The sequence below is a fragment of the Streptomyces sp. NPDC111520 genome (assembly GCF_055635295.1).
The window spans coordinates 43,719-68,700 of record NZ_JBVKBW010000002.1; the positions used below are offsets into that span (position 1 = coordinate 43,719).

Annotated in this window: 21 protein-coding genes and 1 riboswitch; of the genes, 13 read left to right on the forward strand and 8 right to left on the reverse strand. The window is 75.1% G+C overall.

Annotated elements, in window-relative coordinates:
* Positions 1–15 precede the first annotated feature (15 nt).
* The 7 genes from ACZ7MY_RS04220 (at position 16) to cobM (ending at position 6,994) form a co-directional block, all read left to right on the forward strand.
* A complete protein-coding gene (locus tag ACZ7MY_RS04220; protein ID WP_499599449.1) occupies positions 16–1,830 on the forward strand; it encodes an APC family permease in 1,815 nt (604 codons plus the stop codon).
* 106 nt (positions 1,831–1,936) lie between these two features.
* Entirely contained in the window at positions 1,937–2,665 is a 729-nt protein-coding gene (locus ACZ7MY_RS04225) for a response regulator transcription factor (protein WP_499599450.1), read from the forward strand.
* Positions 2,662–4,167 (forward strand): sensor histidine kinase, encoded by a 1,506-nt coding sequence (locus ACZ7MY_RS04230; RefSeq protein WP_499599452.1) that lies wholly within the window; start codon positions 2,662–2,664, stop codon positions 4,165–4,167. The genes ACZ7MY_RS04225 and ACZ7MY_RS04230 overlap by 4 nt, the downstream gene beginning before the upstream one ends.
* A 50-nt stretch (positions 4,168–4,217) precedes the next feature.
* Positions 4,218–4,616 (forward strand): hypothetical protein, encoded by a 399-nt coding sequence (locus ACZ7MY_RS04235; RefSeq protein WP_499599454.1) that lies wholly within the window; start codon positions 4,218–4,220, stop codon positions 4,614–4,616.
* Positions 4,613–4,825, forward strand: coding sequence for a hypothetical protein (locus tag ACZ7MY_RS04240; protein WP_499599456.1), 213 nt, complete (start codon positions 4,613–4,615; stop codon positions 4,823–4,825). Before ACZ7MY_RS04235 ends, ACZ7MY_RS04240 begins: the two co-directional genes overlap by 4 nt.
* A 163-nt stretch (positions 4,826–4,988) precedes the next feature.
* On the forward strand, positions 4,989–6,227 hold the full coding sequence (gene cbiE, locus ACZ7MY_RS04245) for a precorrin-6y C5,15-methyltransferase (decarboxylating) subunit CbiE (RefSeq protein WP_499599458.1): 1,239 nt from the start codon (positions 4,989–4,991) through the stop codon (positions 6,225–6,227).
* Positions 6,224–6,994, forward strand: coding sequence for a precorrin-4 C(11)-methyltransferase (cobM, locus tag ACZ7MY_RS04250; protein WP_499599459.1), 771 nt, complete (start codon positions 6,224–6,226; stop codon positions 6,992–6,994). Before cbiE ends, cobM begins: the two co-directional genes overlap by 4 nt.
* Before the next feature lie 37 nt (positions 6,995–7,031).
* Here the strand turns inward: cobM and ACZ7MY_RS04255 are convergent, their stop codons facing one another.
* Both ACZ7MY_RS04255 and ACZ7MY_RS04260 read right to left on the reverse strand, forming a co-directional pair.
* Positions 7,032–7,439 carry a DUF3224 domain-containing protein gene (locus tag ACZ7MY_RS04255; RefSeq protein WP_499599460.1) on the reverse strand — a complete coding sequence of 136 codons (408 nt, stop codon included), beginning with the start codon at positions 7,437–7,439 and terminating at the stop codon, positions 7,032–7,034.
* Between the two features lie 40 nt (positions 7,440–7,479).
* Complete coding sequence (locus ACZ7MY_RS04260) at positions 7,480–8,616, reverse strand: cobalt-precorrin-5B (C(1))-methyltransferase (RefSeq protein ID WP_499600253.1); 1,137 nt, start codon at positions 8,614–8,616, stop codon at positions 7,480–7,482.
* Between ACZ7MY_RS04260 and ACZ7MY_RS04265 the strand changes: the two genes are divergently transcribed.
* A complete protein-coding gene (locus tag ACZ7MY_RS04265; RefSeq protein WP_499599461.1) occupies positions 8,602–9,360 on the forward strand; it encodes a cobalt-precorrin-6A reductase in 759 nt (252 codons plus the stop codon). The genes ACZ7MY_RS04260 and ACZ7MY_RS04265 overlap by 15 nt on opposite strands.
* 16 nt (positions 9,361–9,376) lie before the next feature.
* On the opposite strand, the gene ACZ7MY_RS04270 is transcribed toward ACZ7MY_RS04265, so the two are convergent.
* From ACZ7MY_RS04270 to cobG, 3 genes are read right to left on the reverse strand one after another with little or no spacing between them, the layout of a single operon-like run.
* On the reverse strand, positions 9,377–10,873 hold the full coding sequence (locus tag ACZ7MY_RS04270; RefSeq protein WP_499599462.1) for a precorrin-2 C(20)-methyltransferase: 1,497 nt from the start codon (positions 10,871–10,873) through the stop codon (positions 9,377–9,379).
* On the reverse strand, positions 10,870–11,502 hold the full coding sequence (locus tag ACZ7MY_RS04275) for a precorrin-8X methylmutase (RefSeq protein WP_499599464.1): 633 nt from the start codon (positions 11,500–11,502) through the stop codon (positions 10,870–10,872). Before ACZ7MY_RS04275 ends, ACZ7MY_RS04270 begins: the two co-directional genes overlap by 4 nt.
* Positions 11,499–12,833 carry a precorrin-3B synthase gene (cobG, locus tag ACZ7MY_RS04280; RefSeq protein WP_499599466.1) on the reverse strand — a complete coding sequence of 445 codons (1,335 nt, stop codon included), beginning with the start codon at positions 12,831–12,833 and terminating at the stop codon, positions 11,499–11,501. Before cobG ends, ACZ7MY_RS04275 begins: the two co-directional genes overlap by 4 nt.
* A gap of 502 nt (positions 12,834–13,335) precedes the next feature.
* A riboswitch (cobalamin riboswitch) is annotated at positions 13,336–13,420 on the forward strand.
* A 52-nt stretch (positions 13,421–13,472) separates the two neighbouring features.
* On the opposite strand from cobG, the gene cobN reads away from it, so the two are divergent.
* Positions 13,473–17,084, forward strand: coding sequence for a cobaltochelatase subunit CobN (cobN, locus tag ACZ7MY_RS04285; RefSeq protein WP_499599468.1), 3,612 nt, complete (start codon positions 13,473–13,475; stop codon positions 17,082–17,084).
* 4 nt (positions 17,085–17,088) lie between these two features.
* Here cobN and ACZ7MY_RS04290 read toward each other — a convergent pair whose 3' ends face one another.
* Positions 17,089–17,820, reverse strand: a complete 732-nt coding sequence (locus tag ACZ7MY_RS04290; protein WP_499599471.1) for a DUF4142 domain-containing protein — start codon at positions 17,818–17,820, stop codon at positions 17,089–17,091.
* A 249-nt stretch (positions 17,821–18,069) separates the two neighbouring features.
* Here ACZ7MY_RS04290 and ACZ7MY_RS04295 point away from each other — a divergent pair, with 249 nt between their 5' ends.
* The 3 genes from ACZ7MY_RS04295 (at position 18,070) to ppk2 (ending at position 21,231) form a co-directional block, all read left to right on the forward strand.
* Positions 18,070–18,534 carry a DUF4442 domain-containing protein gene (locus ACZ7MY_RS04295; protein WP_499599472.1) on the forward strand — a complete coding sequence of 155 codons (465 nt, stop codon included), beginning with the start codon at positions 18,070–18,072 and terminating at the stop codon, positions 18,532–18,534.
* A 115-nt stretch (positions 18,535–18,649) separates the two neighbouring features.
* A complete protein-coding gene (locus ACZ7MY_RS04300; protein ID WP_499599473.1) occupies positions 18,650–20,179 on the forward strand; it encodes a PstS family phosphate ABC transporter substrate-binding protein in 1,530 nt (509 codons plus the stop codon).
* Positions 20,180–20,334: 155 nt separating this feature from the next.
* Positions 20,335–21,231 carry a polyphosphate kinase 2 gene (gene ppk2, locus ACZ7MY_RS04305; RefSeq protein ID WP_499599475.1) on the forward strand — a complete coding sequence of 299 codons (897 nt, stop codon included), beginning with the start codon at positions 20,335–20,337 and terminating at the stop codon, positions 21,229–21,231.
* Between the two features lie 198 nt (positions 21,232–21,429).
* On the opposite strand, the gene ACZ7MY_RS04310 is transcribed toward ppk2, so the two are convergent.
* Positions 21,430–23,124 (reverse strand): Ig-like domain repeat protein, encoded by a 1,695-nt coding sequence (locus ACZ7MY_RS04310; RefSeq protein ID WP_499599477.1) that lies wholly within the window; start codon positions 23,122–23,124, stop codon positions 21,430–21,432.
* A gap of 256 nt (positions 23,125–23,380) precedes the next feature.
* Positions 23,381–23,860: a hypothetical protein gene (locus ACZ7MY_RS04315; protein ID WP_499599478.1), complete on the reverse strand. Its 480-nt coding sequence runs from the start codon at positions 23,858–23,860 to the stop codon at positions 23,381–23,383.
* 303 nt (positions 23,861–24,163) lie between these two features.
* On the opposite strand from ACZ7MY_RS04315, the gene ACZ7MY_RS04320 reads away from it, so the two are divergent.
* Positions 24,164–24,970, forward strand: coding sequence for a MerR family transcriptional regulator (locus ACZ7MY_RS04320; protein ID WP_499599480.1), 807 nt, complete (start codon positions 24,164–24,166; stop codon positions 24,968–24,970).
* The last annotated feature ends 12 nt before the right edge of the window (positions 24,971–24,982 follow it).

The following is a 24,982-nucleotide window of genomic DNA, read 5'->3' on the forward strand; positions in this document are numbered from 1 at the left end:
GCCGGCGGGCCGGCGATGACCTTCGGGCTGGCCCGCCGCCAGGTGCGGCCGCGGGTGCCGCTGCGGCACGGCGAGGGCGACCGCTCCCTGCTCACCAGCGTGCAGGGGCTCGCCGCGCTGTCGCTGGACGCCCTCAGCTCGGTGGCGTACGGTCCCGAGGCCATCGTCCTCGTGCTGATCGCCGCCGGGACCGCGGCGCTGACCGTGACGCTGCCCGTCATGCTGGTCATCGCGGGGCTGCTGGTCGTGCTGGTCATCTCGTACGGGCAGGTCATCGCGGTGCACCCGGACGGCGGGGGCTCCTACGCGGTGGCCAAGAAGGACCTCGGGGCGCGGGTGAGCCTTCTGGCGGCGGCCAGCCTGGTCGTCGACTACGTGCTCACCGTCGCCGTCAGCCTGGCCGCCGGCGCCGCAAGCCTCGCCTCCGCGTTCCCCTCGCTCACCCCCTACCTGCTGGAGATCTGCCTCGGCGGGCTCGCCCTGCTCACCCTGGTGAACCTGCGCGGCGTCGCCGACAGCGCGCGGGTGCTGATGCTGCCCGCGGCGCTGTTCGTGCTGTGCATCGGCGGGGTCGTCGTCGCCGGCCTGCTGCGCGCCCACCCCGCGGCGGTCGTCGGCAGCGCGCAGCCCGTCCACGCGACGGAGGCGCTGAGCGTGCTGCTGGTGCTGAAGGCCTTCTCCTCCGGCTGTTCCGCGCTGACCGGGGTGGAGGCCATCGCGAACTCCGTGCCCTCCTTCCGGCCGCCCAAGGTGCGCCGCGCCCAGCGCACGGAACTGATGCTCGGCGCGCTGCTGGGGCTGATGCTGATCGGCCTCGCGTTCCTGATCCGCCGGGACGAGGTCGCCCCGCGCGGCGGGGTGACCCTGCTGGCCCAGCTGACCGCGGGCTCCTTCGGCACCGGGTGGCCGTACTACGTCAGCAACCTGCTGGTCACGCTCGTCCTCGGGCTGGCCGCCAACACCAGCTTCGGCGGCCTGCCCGTCCTGATGAGCCTGCTCGCCCGCGACAACCGGCTGCCCCACGTCTTCGGGCTGCGCGCCGAGCGGCCCGTCTACCGCTACGGCGTCGTCGCCCTCGCGGTCGTGGCGGCGGTGCTGCTCATCGCCGTCGACGCGCAGACGCAACGGCTCATCCCGCTCTACGCCATCGGTGTGTTCACCGGCTTCACCATCAGCCAGACCGGGCTCGTACGGCACTGGAGGGGGGCGCGGCCGCGCGGCTGGGTGCCGCGGGTGGTGGTCAACGGGGTGGGCGCCGTGCTGACCGCGCTGGCCGGGGTGATCCTGGTGACCACCAAGTTCACCGAGGGCGCGTGGATGGTCGTCGTGGTGGTCCCGCTGCTGATGCTGCTCTTCGCCCGCATCGAGCACTACTACGCGGAGGTCGGCAGGGAACTCGCCCTCGGCACCGTCCCCGAGCGGCCGCGGCGCACCGACAGCCTGGTCATCGTCCCCCTCGGCGGGGTCAGCCGGCTCGCCCGGCACGCGCTGACCGCGGCCATCGCCCTGGGCGACGAGGTCGTCGCGGTCACCGTCGAGCCCGACCAGGCCAAGGCGCGCGAACTGCTCGACACCTGGGCGCGCTGGCAGCCCGGCGTCCGCCTCGACGTCATCGAGAGCCCGCACCGCTCCCTGGTGCTGCCGATCCTCTCCTACGTCCGCCGCATGTCGCAGGACGGCCGGCAGATCGCCGTCCTCATCCCCGAGGTCCAGCCGCGGCACGCCCGTTACCGCATCCTGCAGAACCAGCGCGGCATCCTCCTCGCCACGATCCTGCGCTCCCGCACCGACGCCGTGGTGTGCCTCCTGCCGTACCGGCTGGACATCTGACGCGCGGCGGAGCGCCGGGGCTCTTCGCGAACGGGGTTCTTCACGAACGGGACTCTTCGCGAACGGGGTGCTTCGCCGCCCGGGCGCTGCGCCTACCATCACCGCCGTGAGAACCGATGCGCACACCGGCGGCCGGGTCCTGGTCGCCGACGACGACGCGGCGATACGCAGGTCCCTGCAACGGGGGCTGCGCCTGGACGGCTTCTCGGTGAGCCTGGCCGACGGCGGCCGGGCCGCGCTCGCCGCCGTACGCGAGGCGGCGCCGGACGTGGTGGTCCTGGACATCTCCATGCCCGACCTCAGCGGGATCGAGGTGTGCCGCACGCTGCGCGAGCAGGACGACGACGTCCCCGTCCTGATGCTCTCCGCACTGGACGAGGCGGCCGACCGCGTCGCCGGCCTCCAGGCGGGCGCCGACGACTACCTGGTCAAGCCCTTCGCGCTGCAGGAACTGGTCCTGCGGCTGCGGGCGCTGCTGCGCCGGCGTCCCCCCGCCGCGGGCGGGCGGGTGCGCGCCGGGGGGCTGCTGGTCGACCCCGCGGCGCGGGAGGCCCGGCTGGACGGCGAGCCGCTGGCGCTGACCCGGCGGGAGTTCGAGCTGCTGGAGGTCCTCGCCCGCAACGCCGGGCTCGTGCTCACCCGCGACCAGCTGCTGGACCGGGTCTGGGGCTACGACTTCGACGTGCGCACGGACGCCGTGGACACCTTCGTCAGCTATCTGCGGCGCAAGATGGAGGCGGGCGGCCGGCCGCGGATCCTGCACACGGTGCGCGGCGTCGGCTTCGTCCTGCGCGACGACCGGGACGAGCGTGATGAACGGGACGACCTCTCGTGAGGCTGTCCACGCGGGTCGCCCTCGCCGTGGGCGTGGTCGTCCCGCTGCTCGTCCTCGCCTCCGGCGCGCTGCTGATCCGGCTGGTCGCCGCCGACCTGCACGCCCAGCAGGACGCCCACCTGCGGGAGCGCGCCACGGCCGTCGCCGCGGACGCCAAGGCCCTGCTGCGGGCCACCGCCGCGGACCGTCCGGCGGCCGAACAGGCCCGTACGCGCAGGCTGTTCAGCTCCGCCCTCGACGTGGGCATCCGGCTGACCGGCCCCGAGGGCACGGTGTCGGGCGGCCCCCAGCCGGACGCGTCCGCCGCGCTGCCCGCCCGTGCGCCCTCGCCGGTCACGGTCCTGGCCGGCGGCACCCGCTGGCGCGTGCTGTCCGTGCCGGTGAACGGCGGCCGCAAGGGCGTCCGGGGCACCCTGTGGCTGTTCTCGCCGGACGCGGCCACGCGGACCCAGCTGCAGCAGGTGCGCCGCCGCGTGGTGACGGTGGCGCTGCTGGCCGCCCCGGTGTCCGGACTGCTGGCCTGGGCCGCGGCGGGCCGCGCCGTCCGTCCGCTGCGCCGGCTCCAGCAGCGCGCGAGCGGCCTCGACCCGCGCGTCAGCGCCGTACGCCTGGAGCACACCCCCGCCCGGATCACCGAGGTCGACGACCTCGCGCACACCCTGCGGACCGTGCTCGCCCGCTACGACGAGCAGGCCGCCAGGACCGGTGAGGCGCTCGCCACCGCCCGCTCGTTCGCCGCGGTCGCCTCGCACGAACTGCGCAACCCGCTGATGAGCATGGGCACCAACCTCGACATCCTCGCCGCCCACCCCGGCCTGCCGGACACGGAGCGCCACGAGGTCGTGGACGACCTGCGCGCCGAACACGCCCGCGTGCTGGGGCTGCTGGTCATGCTGCGCGCCCTCGCCCAGGGCGACCTCGTCGAGGAGGACGCCTTCGGTCCCGTCGACGCGGCCGAACTCGTCGACGCCTCCGCCGCCGACCTGCGGCGCCGCCACCCCGAGGCACGGGTCGAGGTGACGGCGGCGCCCGGGCTCCTCGTCCACGGCTGGGAGCAGGGGCTGCGGTCCATGACGGACAACCTGCTGGCCAACGCCACCGTCCACGGGCGCGCTCCGGGCGGCCGGCCCCACATCGAGGTGACCCTGCGGCGCGGGCACGACGAGCGCGCCCCGGTCGTCGTCCTCACCGTCGACGACCACGGGCCCGGCATCCCGCCCGAGGCGCGGGCCGCGGTCTTCGCCCGCTTCCACCGGCGTCCCGACAGCCCCGGCTCCGGGCTCGGACTGACCCTGGTCGCCCAGCAGATCGCGCTGCACCGGGGCACGGTCGCCGTACTGGACCGCCCCGACGGCGCGCCGGGCACCCGCTTCGAGGTGCGGCTGCCGCTCGGCGCCGTCCGCGACGGCGACCCGCCGACCGTGCCGCTCCAACTGCCGCGCCGCGACTGGCTCTCCGGGCGGGCCGGCGAACCACAGGGTTTCCACAAGGACGCTCCCTAATGTCCGTCGCGAAGGCGCTCCGCGCTCGCTTCCGACCGAAGGAGGACGTCATGCGACACCGCACCACCGCCGTGGCCCTGGCCACCGTCGTCACCCTGCTGGGCCTCGCCGGCCCCGCCACCGCCGACGCCGGCGCCGGCCGCACCCCGGCCGCCGCCCCCACCGGGGACGGCGCCAAGGGCCTGTGCAAGCGCGCCGGGAAGATCGACGCCCGCATCGACCGGGCACTGAAGCGGCTGAACGGGCCGGCCACGCGCCGCGGTTCGATCGAGCGGCTGGAGAAGCGGGTCGCCAACGCCAGGGCCGCCGGGCACGACGAGATCGCGACGTACCTGGACGACCGGCTGACCTTCCGCAAGTCCCTGCCGTCGACCCTGGACAAGCGCCGCACCGACCTGGCCCGGGTCCGCAGCTGGTGCGCCTCCCACGACAACGGCGCCGCCTCGTGACCCGCCGCCTGGCGGCACTCGCCGCCGCCGCGGCGGCCTGCGCGGCACTGCTGACCGCCTGCGGCCCGTCCGCCGCCCCCACCTCGGCCCCGACCGCCCCCGCCACCGCCCCGGCCCCCTCGGCCCCCGCCGACTTCGCCCGCATCGTCGACGACGCGGAGAGCGCCGCCGCAGCGGCCGACGCGGACGCGGCCCGCGGCGACGACTGACACGAGCCCGCCCGCCGCGGGCGCGCCACCCCACCCGCACACGGCCGGCCCCTCACCGGAGGCGGAACCACCTCAGCCACCGGGCCCCGGGCCCCGGGCTCACCTGGGACTTCACGTAGAGTGCGGTGCCCGCCCGTTCCCGCCGACTGCCGAGGTGACCGTGATGGACGACGACGCGTCCGCCCCCGTGGCCGTCGTCGGGATCGGCGCCGACGGCTGGGCTGGGCTGTCCGCCGTGTCGCGGGAGGCGCTCACCGGGGCCGGGGTCGTCATCGGCGGCCCGCGCCAACTGGAGCTGCTGCCCCCGGAGGTCACCGCCGAGCGGGTCGCCTGGCCGTCGCCGCTGCGGCCCGCCGTGCCGGGGCTGCTCGCCGCCCACGCCGGGCGGCGGATCGCGGTGCTGGCCAGCGGTGACCCCATGTTCCACGGCATCGGGCGGACGCTCACCGAGGTACTGGGCGCGGACCGGCTGCGGGTGCTCCCGCACCCCTCGTCGGTGTCGTACGCCTGCGCGCGGCTGGGCTGGGCGGTGGAGGACACCGACGTGGTCAGCCTGGTCGGGCGGCCGCTGCCCGCGCTGGCGGGCGCGCTGCACGACGGGCGCCGGGTGCTGGTGCTGAGCCGGGACGCCGGGAGCCCGGCCGCGGTGGCCGGGCTGCTGCGCGAACGGGGCTTCGGCGCCAGCCGGTTGCGCGTGCTGGAGCAACTGGGCTCGCCCCGCGAACGGATCCTGGACGGCACGGCCGGCGACTGGCCGCACGCGCCCGGCGATGCGCTGAACGTCGTCGCCGTCGAGTGCGCCGCGGACCCCGGCGCGCCGCGGCTGGGCCTGGTCCCCGGGCTGCCCGACACCGCGTACGAGCACGACGGGCAGCTCACCAAGCGCCACGTACGGGCCGCGACGCTCGCCGCCCTCGCGCCCGCGCCCGGCGAACTGCTGTGGGACGTGGGCGGCGGCTCCGGCTCGATCGCCGTCGAGTGGATGCGGGCGCACCGGACCTGCCGCGCCGTCACCGTGGAGCGCGACCCCGTGCGCGCGGAGCGCATCACGCGCAACGCGGCCGCGCTCGGCGTTCCCGCGCTGCGCGTGGTGACCGGTGCCGCCCCGGCCGCGCTGGACGGACTGCTCGTCCCCGACGCCGTGTTCGTCGGCGGCGGGCTCACCGCGCCCGGCCTCCTGGAGGCCTGCTGGGCGGCCCTGCGGCCGGGCGGGCGGCTGGTCGCCAACACCGTCACGCTGGAGTCCGAGGCCCTGCTCGCCCGGTGGTACGCGCGGCACGGGGGCGAACTCGTCCGGCTCGCCGTCGCGCACGCCGTGCCGGTGGGAGGCTTCACGGGCTGGCGCCAGGCCATGCCCGTCACCCAGTGGTCCGCCGTCAAACCCACCGGAGGGCAGCCATGACCGTCCACTTCATCGGTGCCGGACCCGGCGCCGCCGACCTGATCACCCTGCGCGGCCTGCGGATCCTGGCGGCCAGCAAGGTCTGCCTGTACGCGGGGAGCCTCGTGCCCCGCGAACTGCTCGCCGAGTGCCCGCCGGACGCCCGGCTCGTGGACACGGCGCAGCTCACGCTCGACCGGATCACCGAGGAACTGGTCCGCGCCCACGAGGAGGGCCACGACGTGGCCCGGCTGCACTCGGGCGACCCGTCCGTCTTCAGCGCCGTCGCCGAGCAGATGCGCCGCCTCGACGCAGCCGGCGTCCCGTACGACGTCGTCCCCGGCGTCCCGGCGTTCGCGGCGGCCGCCGCCGCCCTGAAGCGGGAGCTGACGGTGCCGACCGTCGGCCAGACCGTCATCCTCACCCGGATCGCGCAGCAGGCCACGCCCATGCCGGAGGGGGAGGACCTGGCGACGCTGGGCCGCAGCGGCGCGCTGATGGTGCTGCACCTGGCGGCCCGCTACGTCGACCGCGTGGTGGCCGAACTCACCCCGCACTACGGGGCCGACTGCCCGGCGGCCGTCGTCGCGATGGCCTCGCGCCCCGACGAGCTGGTGCTGCGCGGGACGCTCGCGGACATCGCCGAGCAGGTGAAGACGGCCGGTGTGGTTCGCACGGCGGTCATCATGGTCGGCCGCACGCTGGGCGCGGAACAGTTCCGTGACAGCCACCTCTACTCGGCCGAGCGCGTCCACCGGCACGCGACGGAGTGCGGCACCTCCTCGTAGGGGCTGACACCGGCTGTGCCGCCGTCTCGCAGGGGCCTCAGCCGAGGTCGTAGTCGAACCAGATGCGGTGGGTGCCGTCCTCGTCGACCGCGAGGCCGCCCGTGCCGGTGATCCCGGCCAGCTCGCCGGTGCCGCTGGTGGGGACGACGACGAAGAACTCGGCGGCGCGGTCGCTGCCCGAGGTCGTCGCCGAGTGGGCGAAGTTGAAGGTGCCCTCGAGGCCGTTCAGCGCGCCCTCGAAGGACTCCATCGCCACATAGGTGCCGATCCCGCTCGCCTGGTCGTAGGCCGCCGTGAAGAGGGTCGACGAGCGGCCGGTGACCTCGCCCTCGAAGGTCTTGTCGATCCTGGCGACCCCCACCGGCGTCCCGGTGGCCACGGCCGGCTCCGGTACGAGCTCGGTCGGCACGAACGACGTGACGCTGAACGTTCCCGCGGCTCTCATGCCCCGAGCGTAGCGACGGCCCGGGTCCCGCGGGGGCGTCTCAGCCCGCGCGGCCGACGATCGTGCCGGCGCGGTCGATGCAGATGACGTCGACCGCGACCGGGGCCTCGCGCAGCACGCCGACGGCGGTGCGGCGGGCCTCCTCGGCGACGAGGTCGCCGAGGGGGACGCCGTGGGCCAGGCAGGACTGGACGGCCTGCAGACCGGTGTTGGCGGTGGCGACGGCCTCGGCCAGGGCCTCGTCGGCGCCGCCGCGCCGGGCCAGGTCCGCGAGGAACGCCTTGTCGACCTGGGAGCGCGAGGAGTGCAGGTCGAGGTGGCCCGCGGCCAGTTTGGAGAGCTTGGCGAAGCCGCCCGCGATCGTGAGTCGCGGCACCGGGTGGCGGCGCAGGTACTTCAGCACGGCGCCCGCGAAGTCCCCCATGTCCAGCAGCGCGTCCTCGGGCAGGCCGTGCACGGCGACGGCCACCTTCTCCGACGTCGAACCGGTGCAGCCCGCGACGTGGGTGCGGCCCGCCGCGCGTGCCACGTCCACCCCGCGCCGGATGCTGTCGATCCAGGCCGAGCAGGAGTACGGCACCACGATGCCGGTGGTGCCGAGCACCGACAGCCCGCCGAGGATGCCGAGCCGCGGGTTCCAGGTGCGGCGGGCCAGTTCCTCGCCGTTGTCTATGGAGACGGTGATCTCGGCGTCGCAGGCGGTGCCGTACCGCGCGGCGACCTCCGCCAGGTGGTCGCGCATCATCGTGCGCGGGACGGGGTTGACCGCGGGCTCGCCCACCGCGAGCGGGAGTCCGGGCCGGGTGACGGTGCCGACGCCGGGGCCGGCGCGGAAGACGACGCCGCTGCCGGGGGCGCCGTGGCGCACCGTGGCCCGGACGAGCGCGCCGTGGGTGACGTCGGGGTCGTCGCCCGCGTCCTTGACGACGCCGGCCATGGCCCAGCCGTCGCCGCGATCCTCAACGGCGAGGGCGAAGGCGGGCCGCTGCCCCTTGGGCAGGGTGATGGTCACCGGGTCGGGGAACCCGCCGTCCAACAGGGCGGTGTACGCGGCGGTGGCGGCCGCCGTGGCGCAGGCGCCGGTGGTCCAGCCGTGCCGCAGCCCGGTCCGTTCCAGCTGGGCGCTCCGGCCGCCGCTCACCGCGCACCGTAGGGTGCGGGGATGACCGGCAGACAGCGGCACGTCCTCGTCCTGGGCGGCACCACCGAGGGGCGCCGCCTCGCGGAGGCGCTGGCCGCCGACCCGGCGGCGTGGCGGGTGACCAGCTCGCTCGCGGGGCGGGTGGAACGGCCGCGGCTGCCGCCGGGGGAGGTGCGCACGGGCGGCTTCGGCGGCCCCGCGGGGCTCGCGGCGTGGCTGCGCGCACACGCGGTCGACGTGGTCATCGACGCCACCCATCCTTTCGCCGGGACGATGTCCTTCAACGCCGCCGAGGCGGCCTCGGCCACCTATGTTCCCCTGCTCGCCCTGCGCCGCCCCGGCTGGGTCGCCGCCCCCGGCGACCGACGGCACCCGGTGGCGTCCCTGGCGGAGGCGGCGGCGCTGCTGCCGGGGCTCGGGCGGCGGGTCTTCCTCACCACGGGCCGTACGGGGCTGGCGGCCTTCGCCGGGCTCACGGACCTGTGGTTCCTGGTGCGTTCGGTGGACGCCCCGGCGCCGCCGCACCCCCCGCGGACGGAGGTGCTGCTGGACCGGGGCCCGTTCACGCTGGACGGGGAGCTGGAGCTGATGCGCCGGCACCGCGTCGACGTGCTGGTCACCAAGGACAGCGGCGGCACCGCCACCGCGCCCAAGCTCGCGGCCGCCCGCGAACTGGGGCTGCCCGTGGTGGTCGTGGAGCGCCCGCCGGTCCCGGAGGGGGTGCCCGTCGTCCCGGACGTGCCGGGCGCGCTGGAGTGGCTGCGCGCGCTGCCGGCCTGAGCGGGCGGCCCGGGCGTCAGGCCGGGTACCGCCGGGGCGTCCACACCACCGTGGTGCCGTCGCCGCGCCGTACCGTCCTGGTCTGCGAGGAGCCGACCAGCAGCACGCACCGCATGTCGACGGTCGCCGGGTCCAGATCCTCCAGGGTGGTGACCCGTACGGCCTGCTCGGGTCCGCCGACGTCCCGGGCGACGACCACGGGCGTGCCCGGCACGCGGCCCTCGCGCAGCACCTTCAGCGCGTTCTCCAGCTGCGTCCGGCGGCTGTGGGAGGCCGGGTTGTAGAGCGCGAGCACGAGGTCGGCGGCCGTGGCGGCGCGCAGCCGCTCCTCGACGACGGTCCAGGGCTTGAGCCGGTCGGAGAGCGAGACGACCGCGTAGTCGTGGCCGAGGGGCGCGCCCGCGAGGGCCGCCGCCGACTGGGCGGCGGTGATGCCCGGCACGACCCGTACGCGGACACCGAGGTAGGGCTCGGCGGAGGCGGCCTCCAGCACGGCGGTGGCCATGGCGAAGACGCCCGGGTCGCCCGAGGACACCACGGCGACCTTGCGTCCGCGCCGCGCGAGGTCGAGGGCGAACTCGGCGCGTTCGGCCTCGACCCGGTTGTCGGAGGCGTGCCGCGACTGCCCGGGGCGGACCGGGACGCGGTCCATGTAGGTGGTGTAGCCGACGAGTTCGTCCGCACCGGCGAGCGCGGACCTCGCCTCGGGCGTCAGCCACATGGGCCCGGCCGGGCCGAGTCCGACGACCACGACCTCGCCGTCCGCCGGTGCCGGGTCCGGGGCGGGCCGTTCGTCGACGCGGCTGGGGAGCACGGCGACGGCGAAGTAGGGCACCGACTCCGGGTCGACGTCGGCGATCATGTCCAGCCGCTCGGCCTCCATGGTGGCGCGTTCGACGTAGTGCGCGTCCTCCAGCCGCCCGGCCGTCTCCAGGGCGCGGCGCACGGCGGGGAAGGTGCGGCCGAGCTTCATCACGGCCGCCGCGTCGGCGGTCGCGAGCCGGGCCGCGAGCTCCCCCTCCGGCAGCGTGCCGGGCAGGATCGTCAGCACCTCCTCGCCCTCCACCAGGGGCCGTCCGATGCGGGCGGCGGCGGCGCTGACGGAGGTGACGCCGGGGATCACCTCGGCCGGGTAGCGGTCGGCGAGCCGCTTGTGCATGTGCATGTACGAGCCGTAGAAGAGCGGGTCGCCCTCCGCGAGGACGGCGACGGTGCGCCCGGCGTCCAGGTGCGCGGCGAGCAGTTCGGCCGACTCGGCGTAGAAGTCGTCCAGCGCGCCCCGGTAGCCGCCGGGGTGGTCGGTGGTCTCCGTCGTGATCGGGTACATCAGCCGCTCCTCGATCTGCTCGGGGCGGATGTGCGCCGCGGCGATGGAGCGGGCGATGCTGCGGCCGTGCCGGGCGCAGTGGTACGCGATGACGTCGGCGGAGCGGATGACCTCCACGGCCCGCACGGTCATCAGGGAGGGGTCTCCGGGGCCGAGGCCCACTCCGTAGAGACGGCCGGTGGTCATGCGATTTCGCTTTCGGTCGCAAGGGCGTTGAGGGCGGCGGCCGCCAGGGCGCTGCCGCCGCGCCGGCCCCGCACCACCAGGTGTTCCAGGCGGGAGGGGTGCGCGGCCAGGGCGTCCTTGGACTCGGCGGCGCCGACGAAGCCGACGGGCACGCCGATGACGGCGGCGGGGCGCGGTGCGCCCGCCTCGACCATCTCCAGCAGCCGGAACAGGGAGGTGGGGGCGTTGCCGACGGCGACGACGGCGCCTTCCAGGCGGTCCCGCCACAGTTCCATGGCGGCGGCGCTGCGGGTGGTGCCGAGTTCGGCGGCGAGGGCCGGGACGGCGGGGTCGGAGAGGGTGCAGACCACCTCGTTGTCGGCGGGCAGCCGTTTGCGGGTGACGCCGCTGGCGACCATCTGCACGTCGCAGAGGATCGGCGCCCCGGCGCGCAGCGCGGCGCGGGCGTCCGCGACCACCGACGGGCTGTAGGCCAGGTCCCGTACGAGGTCGGTCATGCCGCAGGCGTGGATCATGCGGACGGCGACCTGCGCCACGTCCGGTGGCAGACCGTCGAGTTCCGCCTCGGCGCGGATGATGGCAAAGGACTGACGGTAGATCTCCGGTCCGTCCTTCTCGTACTCGATCACGTCGTCCTCGGGGGTGGTGGGGTGCTGGTGCGGCGGGCGGTGTCCAGGGCGGCGGGCAGGTCCGCGGCGGTGGTGGCGGAGGTGGTGGCGGAGGTGGTGCCCGCCGTGGCGACGCGGTAGCGGCCGTCGGCGCCGGCGACCACGTCGACCCACGAGCCGTCCGGGTGGCCGCAGCGGCGCTCGCAGCCGGAGAAGTGCACGGGCAGCAGGCGGTGCCCCGGCTCGGGGACGGCGTCGCGCAGTGCGGTCCCGGCGTCGGCGCGTACGTCCGCCAGCGACTTGGCGCATCCCGGGCGTCCCGCGCAGGCGGTGACGCCGCGCCACGGGGAGTCCTCGCCGGTCAGGAAGCCGGCCGCGGCCAGGCGGGCCGGCGCCTCCCGCGCGGCGGCGCGCGGCAGGCCCGGCACGACGACGCCGCGCCAGGGGGTGACCCGCAGTTCCCCGGCGCCGGACCGGGCGACGTCCGCGAGCAGCCGCCACGCCCCGGTGGTGAGACGGCCCAGGCGGACGCCCACGGACAGCGCGCAGGTGGTTCCGTCGGGGTGCGGGACGAGGCCGAGCGGGGGCGGTCCGCCCGCGACGGCTGCCGAGGGTCCGGCGGACGCGGCGCCTTCGGCGCGCAGCCGCGCCGCGATGGCGGTGCCGTCCGGGTCGATGTCGGCGATCCGCCAGGCACGGGCGCCGCGTTCGGCGGCGAGCGAGAGGAAGGTCTCGGCGGCGCGCACCGCCCAGTGCGGGGCGTCGGCGGCCGGCACCCGCGCGACGGGCCGCCCGGCGAGGCGGAGTTCGGCGGCGGCGCCGGGTCGGGCGATCAATGTCACATCGGCGCCGAGTGCGGCGGTGTCGCCGCGGCCGTCGTCGAGGGCGAAGAGGAAGCGTCCGGAGAGTCCGGCGGCGGCCGGGCTCGCGCAGAGCAGGGCGTCCAACCGCCGTATCCAGCCGCGCAGGTCGCCGTGACCGCGGCCGTCGAGTCCGGCGAGCGGCGAGGCGACGACGTTGCGGGCCCTCTCGTGGGCCCACGAGGGCAGCAGCCCGGCCTCGCCGAGCAGCGCCGCCAGCTCGGTCCCCGCGCCGGGGTCGCGCAGTCCGCGCACCTGGAGGTTGCCGCGGGAGGTGAGGTCGATGCGCCCGTCGCCGAGGCGGTCGGCGGCGTCCGCCGGCGCCTCGGTCTGACGTATCGTCAGCAGGCCGCCGGGGATGCGGATGCGGGCCAGCCCGCCGTCGTCGGCGGCGTGCAGGCGCAGCGCGCCGGGGCAGGCGTCGTCACGTCCGCGCCCCGCCGTCGCTGCGGCGAAGGCGCCGCTCACGGGGGGATCGGAGGGCGACGGCATGGCCGCGAGCATACCCGCGGCCGTCAGCGGGCCGTCCGGACCGTAGGGCCCCGGGACGGGCGCGGGCCCGTCCCGCGGACCTGGGCCGTGTCGTCGAACGCCCTCCCCGAACCCTCGGCTGGGGCTGCCACGCTGCGTTGTCGAAGCGTCCGAGCGCCCCACTGCGAGGACACTTCTCCGCCCCGCCCCGCCCCGCCCCGCCCCGCCCCGCACCGCGGGCACCTTCCAGCGCGGACCGGCGGAGCTCGTTCGACGACACGACCTGGGCCGCATCGCCCTGCCCGGTACGCGCATCCGCCGCGTCGCTGCGGTTCGCCGATGCCTGCCGCCGTTGCCGTCCGCCCGCGCGCTGTGCTGCGGGGCACCTCCCAGCACCCGGTGCGCCCGCACGCGTCCGGCAATGTTCCGTCCCCCACATCGATCCGAAAGAGACGCCGAAGCCCCTTACTATGCTGGGCGGGCAGGTCATCCAGCCGCGCCCACGCCATCGACGGCATCAGCGGAGGAAACCGGTGCGATTCCGGTGCGGTCCCGCCACTGTCACCGGGGCCGGCGCGTGAGCGCCGGGCCACGGGAGCCAGGAACTCCCGCCGTCCTCCACCGGCCCGGGGCGCGGACCCCGAGGAAGGCACGTCCGACGTGATCCTGCTGCTGTCGACCTCCGACACCGACCTGCTCAGCGCCCGCGCCGCGAACGCCGCCGGCGGGCCCGTCCCGATCCGCTTCGCCAACCCCGCCCGGCTGCCGCAGGACGAGCTGCCCGCTCTCCTCGACGGCACCGACCTGGTCGTCGTACGGCTCCTCGGCGGCCGCCGCGCCTGGGAGGAGGGCCTGGACGCGCTGCTCGCGGGGCCGCGCCCGGTGGTGGTGCTCACCGGTGAACAGGCTCCGGACGCCCAGCTGATGGAGCTGTCCACGGTCCCCGTCGGGATCGCGGCCGAGGCCCACGGGTACCTCGCGCACGGCGGCCCCGCCAACCTGGCCCAGCTGGCCCGCTTCCTGTCCGACACGGTGCTGCTGACCGGCCACGGCTTCGAGCCCCCCGCCTCGGCCCCCTCCTGGGGCCGGCTGGAGCGCCCCGCCGCCGCGACCGGCGGCCCGCTGGTCGCCGTCCTCTACTACCGGGCGCACCACATGAGCGGCAACACCGCCTTCGTGGAGGCCCTCTGCGCCGCGATCGAGCAGGCCGGCGCCCGGGCGCTCCCGCTGTACGTGGCCTCGCTGCGCGCCCCCGAGCCCGAACTGCTCGACGCCCTGCGGGACGTGGACGCCGTCGTCACCACCGTGCTCGCGGCCGGCGGCACCCGCCCGGCCGACGCCTCGGCGGGCGGCGACGAGGAGGCCTGGGACGCGGGCGCGATCGCCTCGCTGGACGTGCCGGTGCTGCAGGCGCTCTGCCTGACCTCCTCCCGCGAGACGTGGGAGGGCAGCGATGAGGGCCTGTCCCCGATGGACGCCGCGACGCAGGTCGCCGTCCCCGAGTTCGACGGCCGGCTGATCACCGTCCCGTTCTCGTTCAAGGAGATCGACGAGGACGGCCTGCCCGTCTACGCCCCCGACGCCGAGCGCGCCGCCCGCGTCGCGGGCATCGCCGTCCGCCACGCGCGGCTGCGGCACATCCCGGTCGCGGAGCGCCGGCTGGCGCTGGTGCTGTCCGCGTACCCGACCAAGCACTCCCGCATCGGCAACGCGGTGGGCCTCGACACCCCCGCCAGCGCGGTCGCGCTGCTGCGCCGGCTGCGCGCGGAGGGCTGGGACTTCGGGCCCGGGGAGGAGATCCCGGGCCTGGTCTCCGGGGACGGTGACGAGCTGATCCGCGCCCTGATCGACGCGGGCGGCCACGACCAGGAGTGGCTGACCGAGGAGCAACTGGCCGCCAACCCGGTCCGCGTCCCGGCCGCCGACTACCGCCGCTGGTTCGGCGCGCTGCCGCAGGAGCTGCGGGACGCTGTGACGGAGCACTGGGGGCCGCCGCCCGGCGCGATGTTCGTCGACACCAGCGTCAACCCCGAGGGCGACATCGTGCTGGCCGCGCTGCGCCGCGGCAACCTGCTGATCCTCATCCAGCCGCCGCGCGGCTTCGGCGAGAACCCGATCGCGATCTACCACGACCCCGATCTGCCGCCCTCCCACCACTACCTGGCCGCCTACCGCTGGATCGCCACGGCGCGGGCGGACGGCGGTTTCGGCGCCGACGCGATGATCCACCTGGGCAAGCACGGCAACCTGGAGTGGCTGCCCGGCAAGAACGCGGCCCTGTCCGCGGCCTGCGGCCCCGACGCCGCCCTCGGCGACCTGCCGCTGGTCTACCCGTTCCTCGTCAACGACCCCGGCGAGGGCACCCAGGCCAAGCGCCGTGCCCACGCGACCCTCGTCGACCACCTGGTGCCGCCGATGGCCCGCGCCGACTCCTACGGCGACATCGCGCGCCTGGAGCAACTGCTCGACGAGCACGCCGCGATCGCGTCCATGGACCCGGCCAAGCTGCCCGCCGTCCGCGCCCAGATCTGGACGCTCATCCAGGCCGCCAAGCTCGACCACGACCTGGGCCTGGAGGACCGGCCGCACGACGCCGAGTTCGACGACTTCCTGCTGCACGTCGACGGCTGGCTCTGCGAGATCAAGGACGCCCAGATCCGCGACGGCCTGCACGTGCTGGGCCAGGCCCCCACCGGCGCCGAGCGGGTCAACCTGGTGCTGGCCATCCTGCGGGCCCGGCAGATCTGGGGCGGTACGGCCGCGCTGCCGGGGCTGCGGGAGGCCCTCGGCCTGGACGAGTCGAAGGCCACCCGGCTCTCCGCGGACGCCGCCGAGGAGCAGGCCCGCGCACTGGTGCAGGCCATGGAGGACGCCGGCTGGGCGCCGGAGTCCGTCGCCGCGGTCGCGGACGGCCTGCCCGGGGACGTCGCCCGGGTGCTGGACTTCGCCGCCCGGCAGGTCGTGCCGCGGCTGGCCCGTACGACGGACGAGACCGAGGCCGTCGTGCACGCGCTGAACGGCGGTGCCGTGCCCGCGGGTCCCTCGGGCTCGCCGCTGCGCGGGCTGGTCAACGTGCTGCCGACCGGCCGCAACTTCTACTCCGTCGACCCCAAGGCGGTGCCCAGCAGGCTCGCCTGGGAGACCGGCCAGGCCCTCGCCGACTCGCTGCTGGCCCGCTACCGCGAGGACGGCGACGGCAGCTGGCCGCAGTCGGTGGGCCTGTCGCTGTGGGGCACCAGCGCGATGCGCACCGCGGGCGACGACGTCGCCGAGGCGCTGGCGCTGCTGGGCGTGCGGCCGGTGTGGGACGACGCGTCCCGCCGCGTCACCGGCGTGGAGGCGGTACCCGCCGCGGAGCTGGGCCGTCCGCGGGTCGACGTCACCCTGCGCATCAGCGGCTTCTTCCGCGACGCGTTCCCGCACGTGGTGGGCCTGCTGGACGACGCGGTGCGGCTCGTCGCGGGCCTCGACGAGCCGGACGAGGTCAACTTCGTGCGCGCCCACACCCGCGCCGACCTCGCCGCGCACGGCGACGAACGCCGGGCCACCACCCGCATCTTCGGCTCCCGGCCGGGGACGTACGGCGCGGGCCTGCTGCAGCTGATCGACAGCCGCGACTGGCGCAGCGACGCCGACCTCGCCGAGGTCTACACCATGTGGGGCGGTTACGCGTACGGGCGGGGCCTCGACGGGCGCCCGGCCCGGGAGGAGATGGAGACCGCCTACCGGCGGATCGCGGTGGCGGCGAAGAACACCGACACCCGCGAGCACGACATCGCCGACTCCGACGACTACTACCAGTACCACGGCGGCATGGTCGCCACCGTCCGCGCGCTGACCGGCCGTTCCCCCGAGGCCTACATCGGCGACTCCACCCGCCCGGAGACGGTGCGCACCCGCACCCTGACCGAGGAGACCTCCCGGGTCTTCCGCGCCCGGGTGGTCAACCCCCGCTGGATCGCGGCGATGCGCCGGCACGGCTACAAGGGCGCCTTCGAGCTGGCCGCCACCGTCGACTACCTCTTCGGCTACGACGCCACGACGGGCGTCGTAGCCGACTGGATGTACGACAAGCTGGCCCGCACCTACGTCCTGGACCCGGAGAACCGGGCCTTCCTCCAGGAGGCCAACCCCTGGGCGCTGCACGGCATGGCGGAGCGGCTGCTGGAGGCGGAGTCGCGCGGCATGTGGGCCGAGCCGGACCCGGAGGTCGTCGAGCAGCTCCGCCAGGCCTTCCTGGAGACGGAGGGCGACCTGGAGGGCGGCGAGTAGGCCGTCACCCGATGGTCGGCGCCGCCGAGGCCGTGGCCGGCGGCGCGGCCGACGGGTTGACCACGAGGGTCGGCTCGCCGGGGACGGGCGTCGGCGCGACCAGGTCCTTGGGGTCGGTGGTGGGGCTGGCGGTGGTCTGCGCGACGATCGTCGGGAAGTCCACCAGCCCGGTCCGCTCCATGACCGTGATGTGGTCCAGCACGGTGTCGTTGGCCTGGTCGGCCAGCTGCCGCACGAGGCTGTTCATGGTGGTGGAGCGGACCTTGGCGATCGTGTTGAAGATCTGGCCGTGGGTCAGCCGCAGGATGTTGGCGAGCTTGCTGTCGAAGTCGCCCCCGGAGGCGGAGGACAGGGTGCCGAGGAAGCCCATCTGCTGCGGGGTGGGCTGGTTGGGCAGCGGGATGCCGAGCTGGGCGGCCACCGTGCGGTCGGCGCTGTCCAGCGCGGTGTGCCCGTCGATGAGGTGCCGTCCGGCGGTCTTGACCGCCTGCGTCGTGCCCTTCTGCTCCGCCATCTGCCCGGCGGGGAACTCCCACAGCCCGGCGAGCCGCACCTTGACGACGAACTCCCGGTCGAGGGGGGTCAGCGGGCCGTACGGAGTGGTCACCGCCTGCGCCTCGGGGGAGGACGCCGCGACGTTCGCACCGGACATCGCCGGGTACACGAGCGCCGCGATCGTGCACACCAGCGCTCCGGCGACCAGGGCGGTCCCCGCCGTGAACCGGTTGGCCTTCATCGCGCCTCCAGGGTCGGGATTCGTACGCGCTTCCGGACCGTAGGGCCCGACGCGGCGTGACGGTACTCCTGCGCGATTTCCCTGAGCGCGGGCGGTGCTTGTTGGTACGGTGCAAACTTTCGCCTGTGCAACGGAACGGGCCGGGTTTTCCCTCCTGCGCCGGGGCGTGGGGCGTGCCTCCCCCCGGTCTTGGGCGGGGCGACGGTTCCCCGTAACGCGGGCGTCGGCCGGGGGCGCGAGCCTGGGCGCATGGATGCCACCGAGCTGGCGCGTTCCCTCCTGGAGCCGGTCCCGGCGCACCGGACCGCCGGGATCCAGGTGCTGCGGGCCGGGGACTGCGCCGCCGAGGTGGCGCTGGACACCCCGTACGGGCTGACCAACGTGATCGGCAGCCTGCACTCCAGCGGGCTGATCGCGCTCCTCGACGCGGCGGGGCTGGCCGCGGTGATCGCCGCGGTCGAGGCCCCCGCGGAGTTCGACGGCGTGGTGCCGCTCGGTGCCGCGGCCACCGTCGAGTTCCTCGCACCGGCACGCGGCCGGCTGGTCGCCTCGTGCGCACTGGACGGGTCCGCGCGGCGCGCGCTGCGGACCGTGCTGTCCGGGGACGGCGACCGGGCGCGGCTGGCGACGACCGCGGAGATCAGGGACGCGACGGGCGCCGTGGTCTGCCGCGGCGGCTTCGACTGGAGCGTCCGCCGGATCCGCCGCGCCTGACCGGGAAACGCCCGGCGAACATCTGACGGCGGGACAGGGAAGGCGCCTCCGGCGCGCCGGCGGCGCCGTACGGTGACCGCACAGCAGGAGAGATCACCGGGGAGCGGGGCGAGAGGTGGGCGACTGGCTGAGCGCCGACAACGTGGTGGCGGTGCTGACCGCGCTGCTGGGTCTGGTCGTCTCGGTCGGCGTGGTCTGGTACGAACGCCGCGTCCCGCGCCGCCGGCGCATCGGTTACCGCGTCCAGATGGACACCCCCATCGGCAGCGACGACCCGGACGGCGGGGGCGGCGCCCCCAACGTACGGCTCGGGCTCTTCAACGACCTCCCCGACATGTCGGACGCCACGCTGGTCCTGATCCGCGTCGAGAACGACGGCGGCGAGGCCATCACCGACACCGACTACACCAACCGGGACCACGACCGCGCGCTCACCGTCGTCTTCGCGGGCCGCACGGTACGGGGCGTCGCCGTCACCGAGGCCGACTCCGGTCTGCTGATGGACCACTTCGCCCCCGCCGGGGACACCGGCGGCGTACGCCACCAGGGCAACGTGATCCACCTGCCCCGGGTCCCCCTCAACCGGGGCCAGCACTTCAAGCTGCTCGTGCTCCTCACCGGCGGCCACGTCGGCGGCGGCGTCCGGGTCACCGGCGGCATCCGCGACGGCGTGGTGGTGCCCAACAAGGCCATGCCGGTCGACTCCAAACCGCCGCTGTTCAGCCGGGCCGCCCGGTGGCTGACGATCCTGCTCACCCTCTGCGTGACGGTCCTGGCCGCCATCATCGTCGTCCGCGAGGACCCGCCGCCGCCCATCGGCTGCGCCACCGGACGGCTCACCGTCACCGGCTCCACGGCCTTCGCCCCGGTGATGCGCGAGCTCGCCCGCCGCTACGCGGAGGACTGCCCCGACGCGCGGATCACGGTCGACGCGCACGGCAGCAACGAGGGCGTCCGCGAACTGGCCGACTCCCGGGCCCCCGGCGTCCTCGCCCTCTCCGACGGCCCCAAGCCGGACGGCAACCCCCGCCTGGAGGAGAACCGGGTCGCCGTCTCCGCGTTCGCGCTGGTCGTCAACGACGACGTCCCCGTCCGGGCCCTGACGGTCAGCCAGATACGGCGCATATACAACGGCTCCGTCGTCAACTGGAGCCAGCTGGGCGGCCCCGACCTGCCCGTCCTCCTCGTCAGCCGCAACGCCGACTCCGGCACCCGCGACCTGTTCCGCCGCCACCTCCTAGGCGGCCACGGCGAGCCCGCGTTCACCTCACGCGACTGCCGCACCCGCAACTCCCCCGAGGACAAGGTCGTCCGCTGCGAACTGGACAGCACCGACCAGGTCCTGGCGACCGTCGCCCGCCTCCCCGGCGCCATCGGCTACGGCGAACTGCGCGCCGCCACCGCCTCCCGCGGCCTGCACCCCCTGGCCATCAACGGCCGCACCCCGACCCCGGCCGCCATCGGCGACAGCAGCTACCCCTTCACGGAGATCGAGTACGCCTACACCTACGACCGCCCCGCCACCGGATCCCTCGCCGCGAGCTTCCTCAATTACATGATCCGCGGCGCCGGCCAGGACGTCGTCCGATCCCACGGCCACCTCCCCTGCTACAGCCCCGAAGGCCTCCCCCGCTGCCACCCCTGAGGCCTTACCCGACGGTCCCGTCGGCGGGGGCACGCCGGATGTACCGGGGGGTGTCACGTGGGGTTCGCCCGGGCGTGGGGCGGGGTGGCGGGGGGCGGCGTTACCGTGGGGACAGACGTACGCGCGTTCGCGCGGACCCGGAGGTGAGAGGCGACATGACGACGCTCCCGCACCCCGCGGACCTGGATCTGCTCGCCGGGATGCAGGTCGACTACACCGACCAGGACGACCCCGTGCTGATCCGCCCGGACGGCAGTCCGGTCGAGACGTGGCGCGAGAACTACCCGTACGACTTCCGCATGGAGCGCAAGGAGTACGAGTGGCACAAGCGGCTCCAGCAGATAGAGCTGCTGAAGCTGCAGGGCTGGGTCAAGGAGACCGGCCGGCGGCTGGTGATCGTCTTCGAGGGGCGCGACGCGGCCGGCAAGGGCGGGACGATCAAGCGCTTCACCGAGCACCTGAACCCGCGCGGGGCGCGGGTGGTGGCGCTGGAGAAGCCCACCGAGCGCGAGCGCGGGCAGTGGTACTTCCAACGGTACGTGGAGCACCTGCCGACCGCGGGGGAGATCGTGCTCTTCGACCGGTCCTGGTACAACCGGGCCGGCGTCGAGCGGGTCATGGGCTTCTGTACGGAGGACGAGTACCAGCGGTTCATGCGGCAGGCGCCCGCGTTCGAGCGGATGCTCGTGGACGACGGCATCGACCTGGTGAAGTTCTGGTTCTCCGTCTCGCGCGACGAGCAGCGCACCCGCTTCACCATCCGCCAGGTCGACCCGGTGCGGCAGTGGAAGCTCAGCCCGATGGACCTGGCCTCCCTCGACCGGTGGGACGACTACACCGAGGCCAAGGTCACGATGTTCCGGGAGACCGACACCGAGCAGGCGCCCTGGACGGTGGTGAAGAGCAACGACAAGAAGCGGGCCCGCGTGGAGGCGATGCGCGCCGTGCTGGGCCGCTTCGACTACGGCGACAAGGACGAGGAGGTCGTGGCGGTGCCCGACCCCCGGATCGTCGGCGCCGCGGCGAACCTGCTCGAGGCCGGCGAGGCCTGAGCGTTCCCCTGGGGGTGGACGGGGGTGGGCGATCCGTCCACTGCCCGTTCCCGGCCCGGACGGCTCGTTCTCTGACGGCGGCTCCCGCCCCATACACCCCGTGCGTCCCGCCTGCGTCCCGCGTCCGGCCCGTGACGCGGGCGAGGCCGCCCCGGGAACCTCCGGGGCGGCCTCGCCCGTGTGCGGCGCCGGACGGCGTCACTTGGTGAAGTACATGTACTTCCAGGGGCCGTAGGTCGTGGTGTTCACGGAGTCGCCAGACGAGCCCTTGACGTACGTGGACCGCATGCGGGCGCGGATGCCGGACTCACCGGGCGCGCCGAGCTGCACGGCCGACTTGCCGTTGGTGGCGAGCCAGAAGTACTGGCTGCCGCTCGAGTACCACTTGCCCTGGTAGTAGACCTGCAGCTCGAACCGCTGCTTGCGGTTCTTGTAGTAGCTCATGGTCGTGGTGAACACCGGGTCGGTGTTCTTGTGGAACCAGTAGTACGTGGTCGAGCCGATCTTGCCCGTCTTGTAGTACCGGGAGACGGACGTCGAGACCTTGACCTGCGTGCCGACCGAGCGGGACACCGACTTCGGCGCCGAGTAGAAGTCACCGCCGAACGACGCCCAGAAGGTGGTGTTCCGGTAGAGCTTGTAGGTCACCTTGAAGTCGCCGGAGCGGTTGACCGTGCCGGTCTTCACCAGCTTCTTCGTGCCGTCCGCCGCCTTGGCGTAGATCGACACGACGCGGCTCTTGCCGGTCTTGCCGAGGTGGCCGGTGACGGTGGCCGTCGAACCCCAGGCGTAGGTCGAGTGGTTGGTCTTGATGCTGACCGAGGTGGCCGCGCGGGAGACCGAGACCGTGTCCTTGCCCAGGGCGGCGGTGTGCGTGGTGTCGCCCGCGTAGTGCACGGAGTAGGTGACGCTGCCGCCCGTGTACGGGGTGTCCGTGAAGCTGAACGTCCCGTTGGAGGCGACCGTCTTGCTGCCGAGCGACTTGCCCTTGGGGGTGGTGAGGTCGGTCCGGGCGACCGTGACCTTGGTGCCGGCCGGGAAGGACGCGGCGGCGTTGAGCTTGCCGGTGACCGTGAGCTTCGTGGCCCGCTTGGCGGTGGCGGGGGCGTTCACGGTGAGCGTGGTGGCGGCCCGGGTGACGTTGACGGTGCGACTGGCGCCGGCGGCGGCGTGGGTCGCGTCGCCCGCGTAGCCGACCGTGTAGGTGTTCACGCCCTGGACGGCGGGGGTGTCCTTGAGCTGGAAGGTGCCGTCCTCGGCGATGGCCGCGGTGCCCAGCGGGGTGCCGGTCCCGCCGCGGCTGTCGGTGCGGGTGACGGTGACCGCGGTACCCGCAGCGAAGGGCTCGGCCGAGCCGAGGGAGCCGCTGACCGTGACCTGCGCGCCGGGCAGGGCCGTCGCCGGGGCGGACAGGGCGAGGGTGGTGGAGGCCAGGGCCACGGTGACGTTGCGCGTCGCGGCGGTGGCCGCGTGGGTGGCGTCGCCCGCGTAGCTGACCCAGTAGGTGGTGACGCCCTGGACGGCGGGGGTGTCCTTGAGCTGGAAGGTGCCGTCCTCGGCGATGGCCACGGTGCCCAGCGGGGTGCCGGCCGCGTCGGCCTCGTCCGTGCGGGTGACGGTGACCTCGGTGCCGGCCGCGAAGGGCTCGGCCGAGCCGAGGGTGCCGGTGACCGTGACCTCGGCGCCCGGCACGGCGGTCGTGGGGACGTTCACGGTGAGCGTGGTCGCGGCCTGGGCCGGGTCGTCCAGGGCGTTCGGCGTGGGCTGCTCGGAGGAGGCGGCCGGCGGCGTGGCGTTGTCGGCCGCGGCCGGCGTCGCCGTGACCCCGAGCAGGGAAGCGGTGGCGAGCAGGACGGACAGAGCCGTCCCGCCCGCGAGGTGGCGGGTGCGCAAGCTGGTTCCCCCCAGGCAGGCGTGGGTGGCCGGACGTCTTCCGGCGAGAATGGGTGCGCGGCGGGGCGCGGACACCGACAGTGGGTCCGGCGCGCCTTCGTCGGCGACCAGAGGGAACGCTACGTCATGCCTCTGACAGGGAGCCACCGCAATTGCCGCCGCTCCCGATCCGTTACCGCCGCTTCGCCCGCCGATGGGGATACCGTGCCCTATTCGATGCCTGGGGCACTACAACCCTCCTGCGAGGTGGGGGTGTTCAGCCGCTCGCTACCCGCACGGTGACCGTCCATTCCCGCAGTCCCAGGCAGGCCACCTGGTCCGGGGCGGTGGGTGAGGCGCACAGCGGCTGGGTGGCGGTGAGCCGTGCCGTGCCGGGGGCGGCGGCGCGGTAGGCGGCGATGGTGTCGCCGCGGGGGGCGCCGATGCCCGCGTTGGTGGGGACGAGGGCGGCGCCCTCGCCGGTGACACGGGACCAGGGGCGGTCGGGCGTGCCGTCGAGGGTGACGCGGACCGTGCCGCCGGCGGTGACGCAGACGGTACGGCCGGTGTCCGCGGCGGTGAGCGCGGCCTCGGCCGCGCAGGCTCCTCCGGTACCGGTCCCGGTCCCCGTGCCGGCGCTGCCGGTGCTGCTCGGGGAGCCGCTGGGGCTGCCGCCCGCGGGCCCGCCGGACTGCGCGCCGCAGCCGGTCAGCAGGAGTGCGGTCGCCGCGACGGCCGCGGCTGTCGTGAGTCGCATGGATGGCCTCCTTTCCGCTTTGACGTGTCACAGACGCAAATGGGTCCCTGGGTGCCGGCGGTGCCGCCCGCGGTCGTCGATGCGCGGGCGGCGGCACCCGCCAGGGCGTACCTACCCGCGGTACGGGACCTCGATCACGCCCGGCCCGGGCCGGGACCGGTTCGAGGGGCGGCGAGGGCTTGCCGCCGTGGTCCCGGCCGCCGCCCCGATCCGGGGGAGGTCTCGCCCGTACTCCATGTGTATGCCCGGCCCGCGCCCGTCGGTCCTTGACCTTGTCGCAGCGTCAAGGTCTCTACTGGGCTCATGCGCATCGGAGAACTCGCCGCCCTCGCCGGGGTCACCACCCGCACGGTGCGGCACTACCACCGCATCGGGCTGCTGCCCGAGCCCGCGCGCCGGGTCAACGGCTACCGCGACTACGGTCTGCGCGCCGCCGTCGAGCTCACCCGCATCCGGCGCCTGACGGAACTCGGCCTCGGCCTGGACGAGGTCAGGGACGTGCTCGCCGACGACGCCGGCAAGGACCTGCCCGAGGTGCTGGCGGAGCTCGACGCGGACCTCGCGCGGCAGGAGGAGGCCATCCGCTCGCGCCGGGCCCGCCTCGCCGAACTCCTCGCACAGGCCGAGGCCGGCGGCGGACTGCCCGCCGAGGCGCCGGTGTCCCCGGAACTGGCGACCCTCTTCGCCGAGATGGCCCGGACCTCAGCCGAACTCCCGGGTCCCGAGCCCGCGATGGCCGTGCGGGAGCGCGAACTGCTCGCGCTGCTGGACACGACGGGCACCCCCGAGGCCCGCACCTGGCTCAGCGGTCTGCTGCAGTCCATGGCCGCCGACCCCGGGGCGATGCGCCGCGCCTACGCGGTGTACGCGCTGATGGACGAACTGGCCGGGGCGGCCGTGGACGACCCCCGGGTCGCCGAGGCGGCCCGGGCGATCGCCGACTCCGTCCCTGACGAGGTCGCCGCCTCGATCGACGTCTCCGGCGAGGACCTCGCGGCGGCGGGCGGCGCGGAGGGCGGCTTCATGGCGGCCTTCTTCGAGGACCACGCCCCCGCCCAGGCGGAGGCCGTACGCCAGGCGATCCTGTTGATGCGGGAGCGTGCCCGGTGAGCCGCTGGGGGG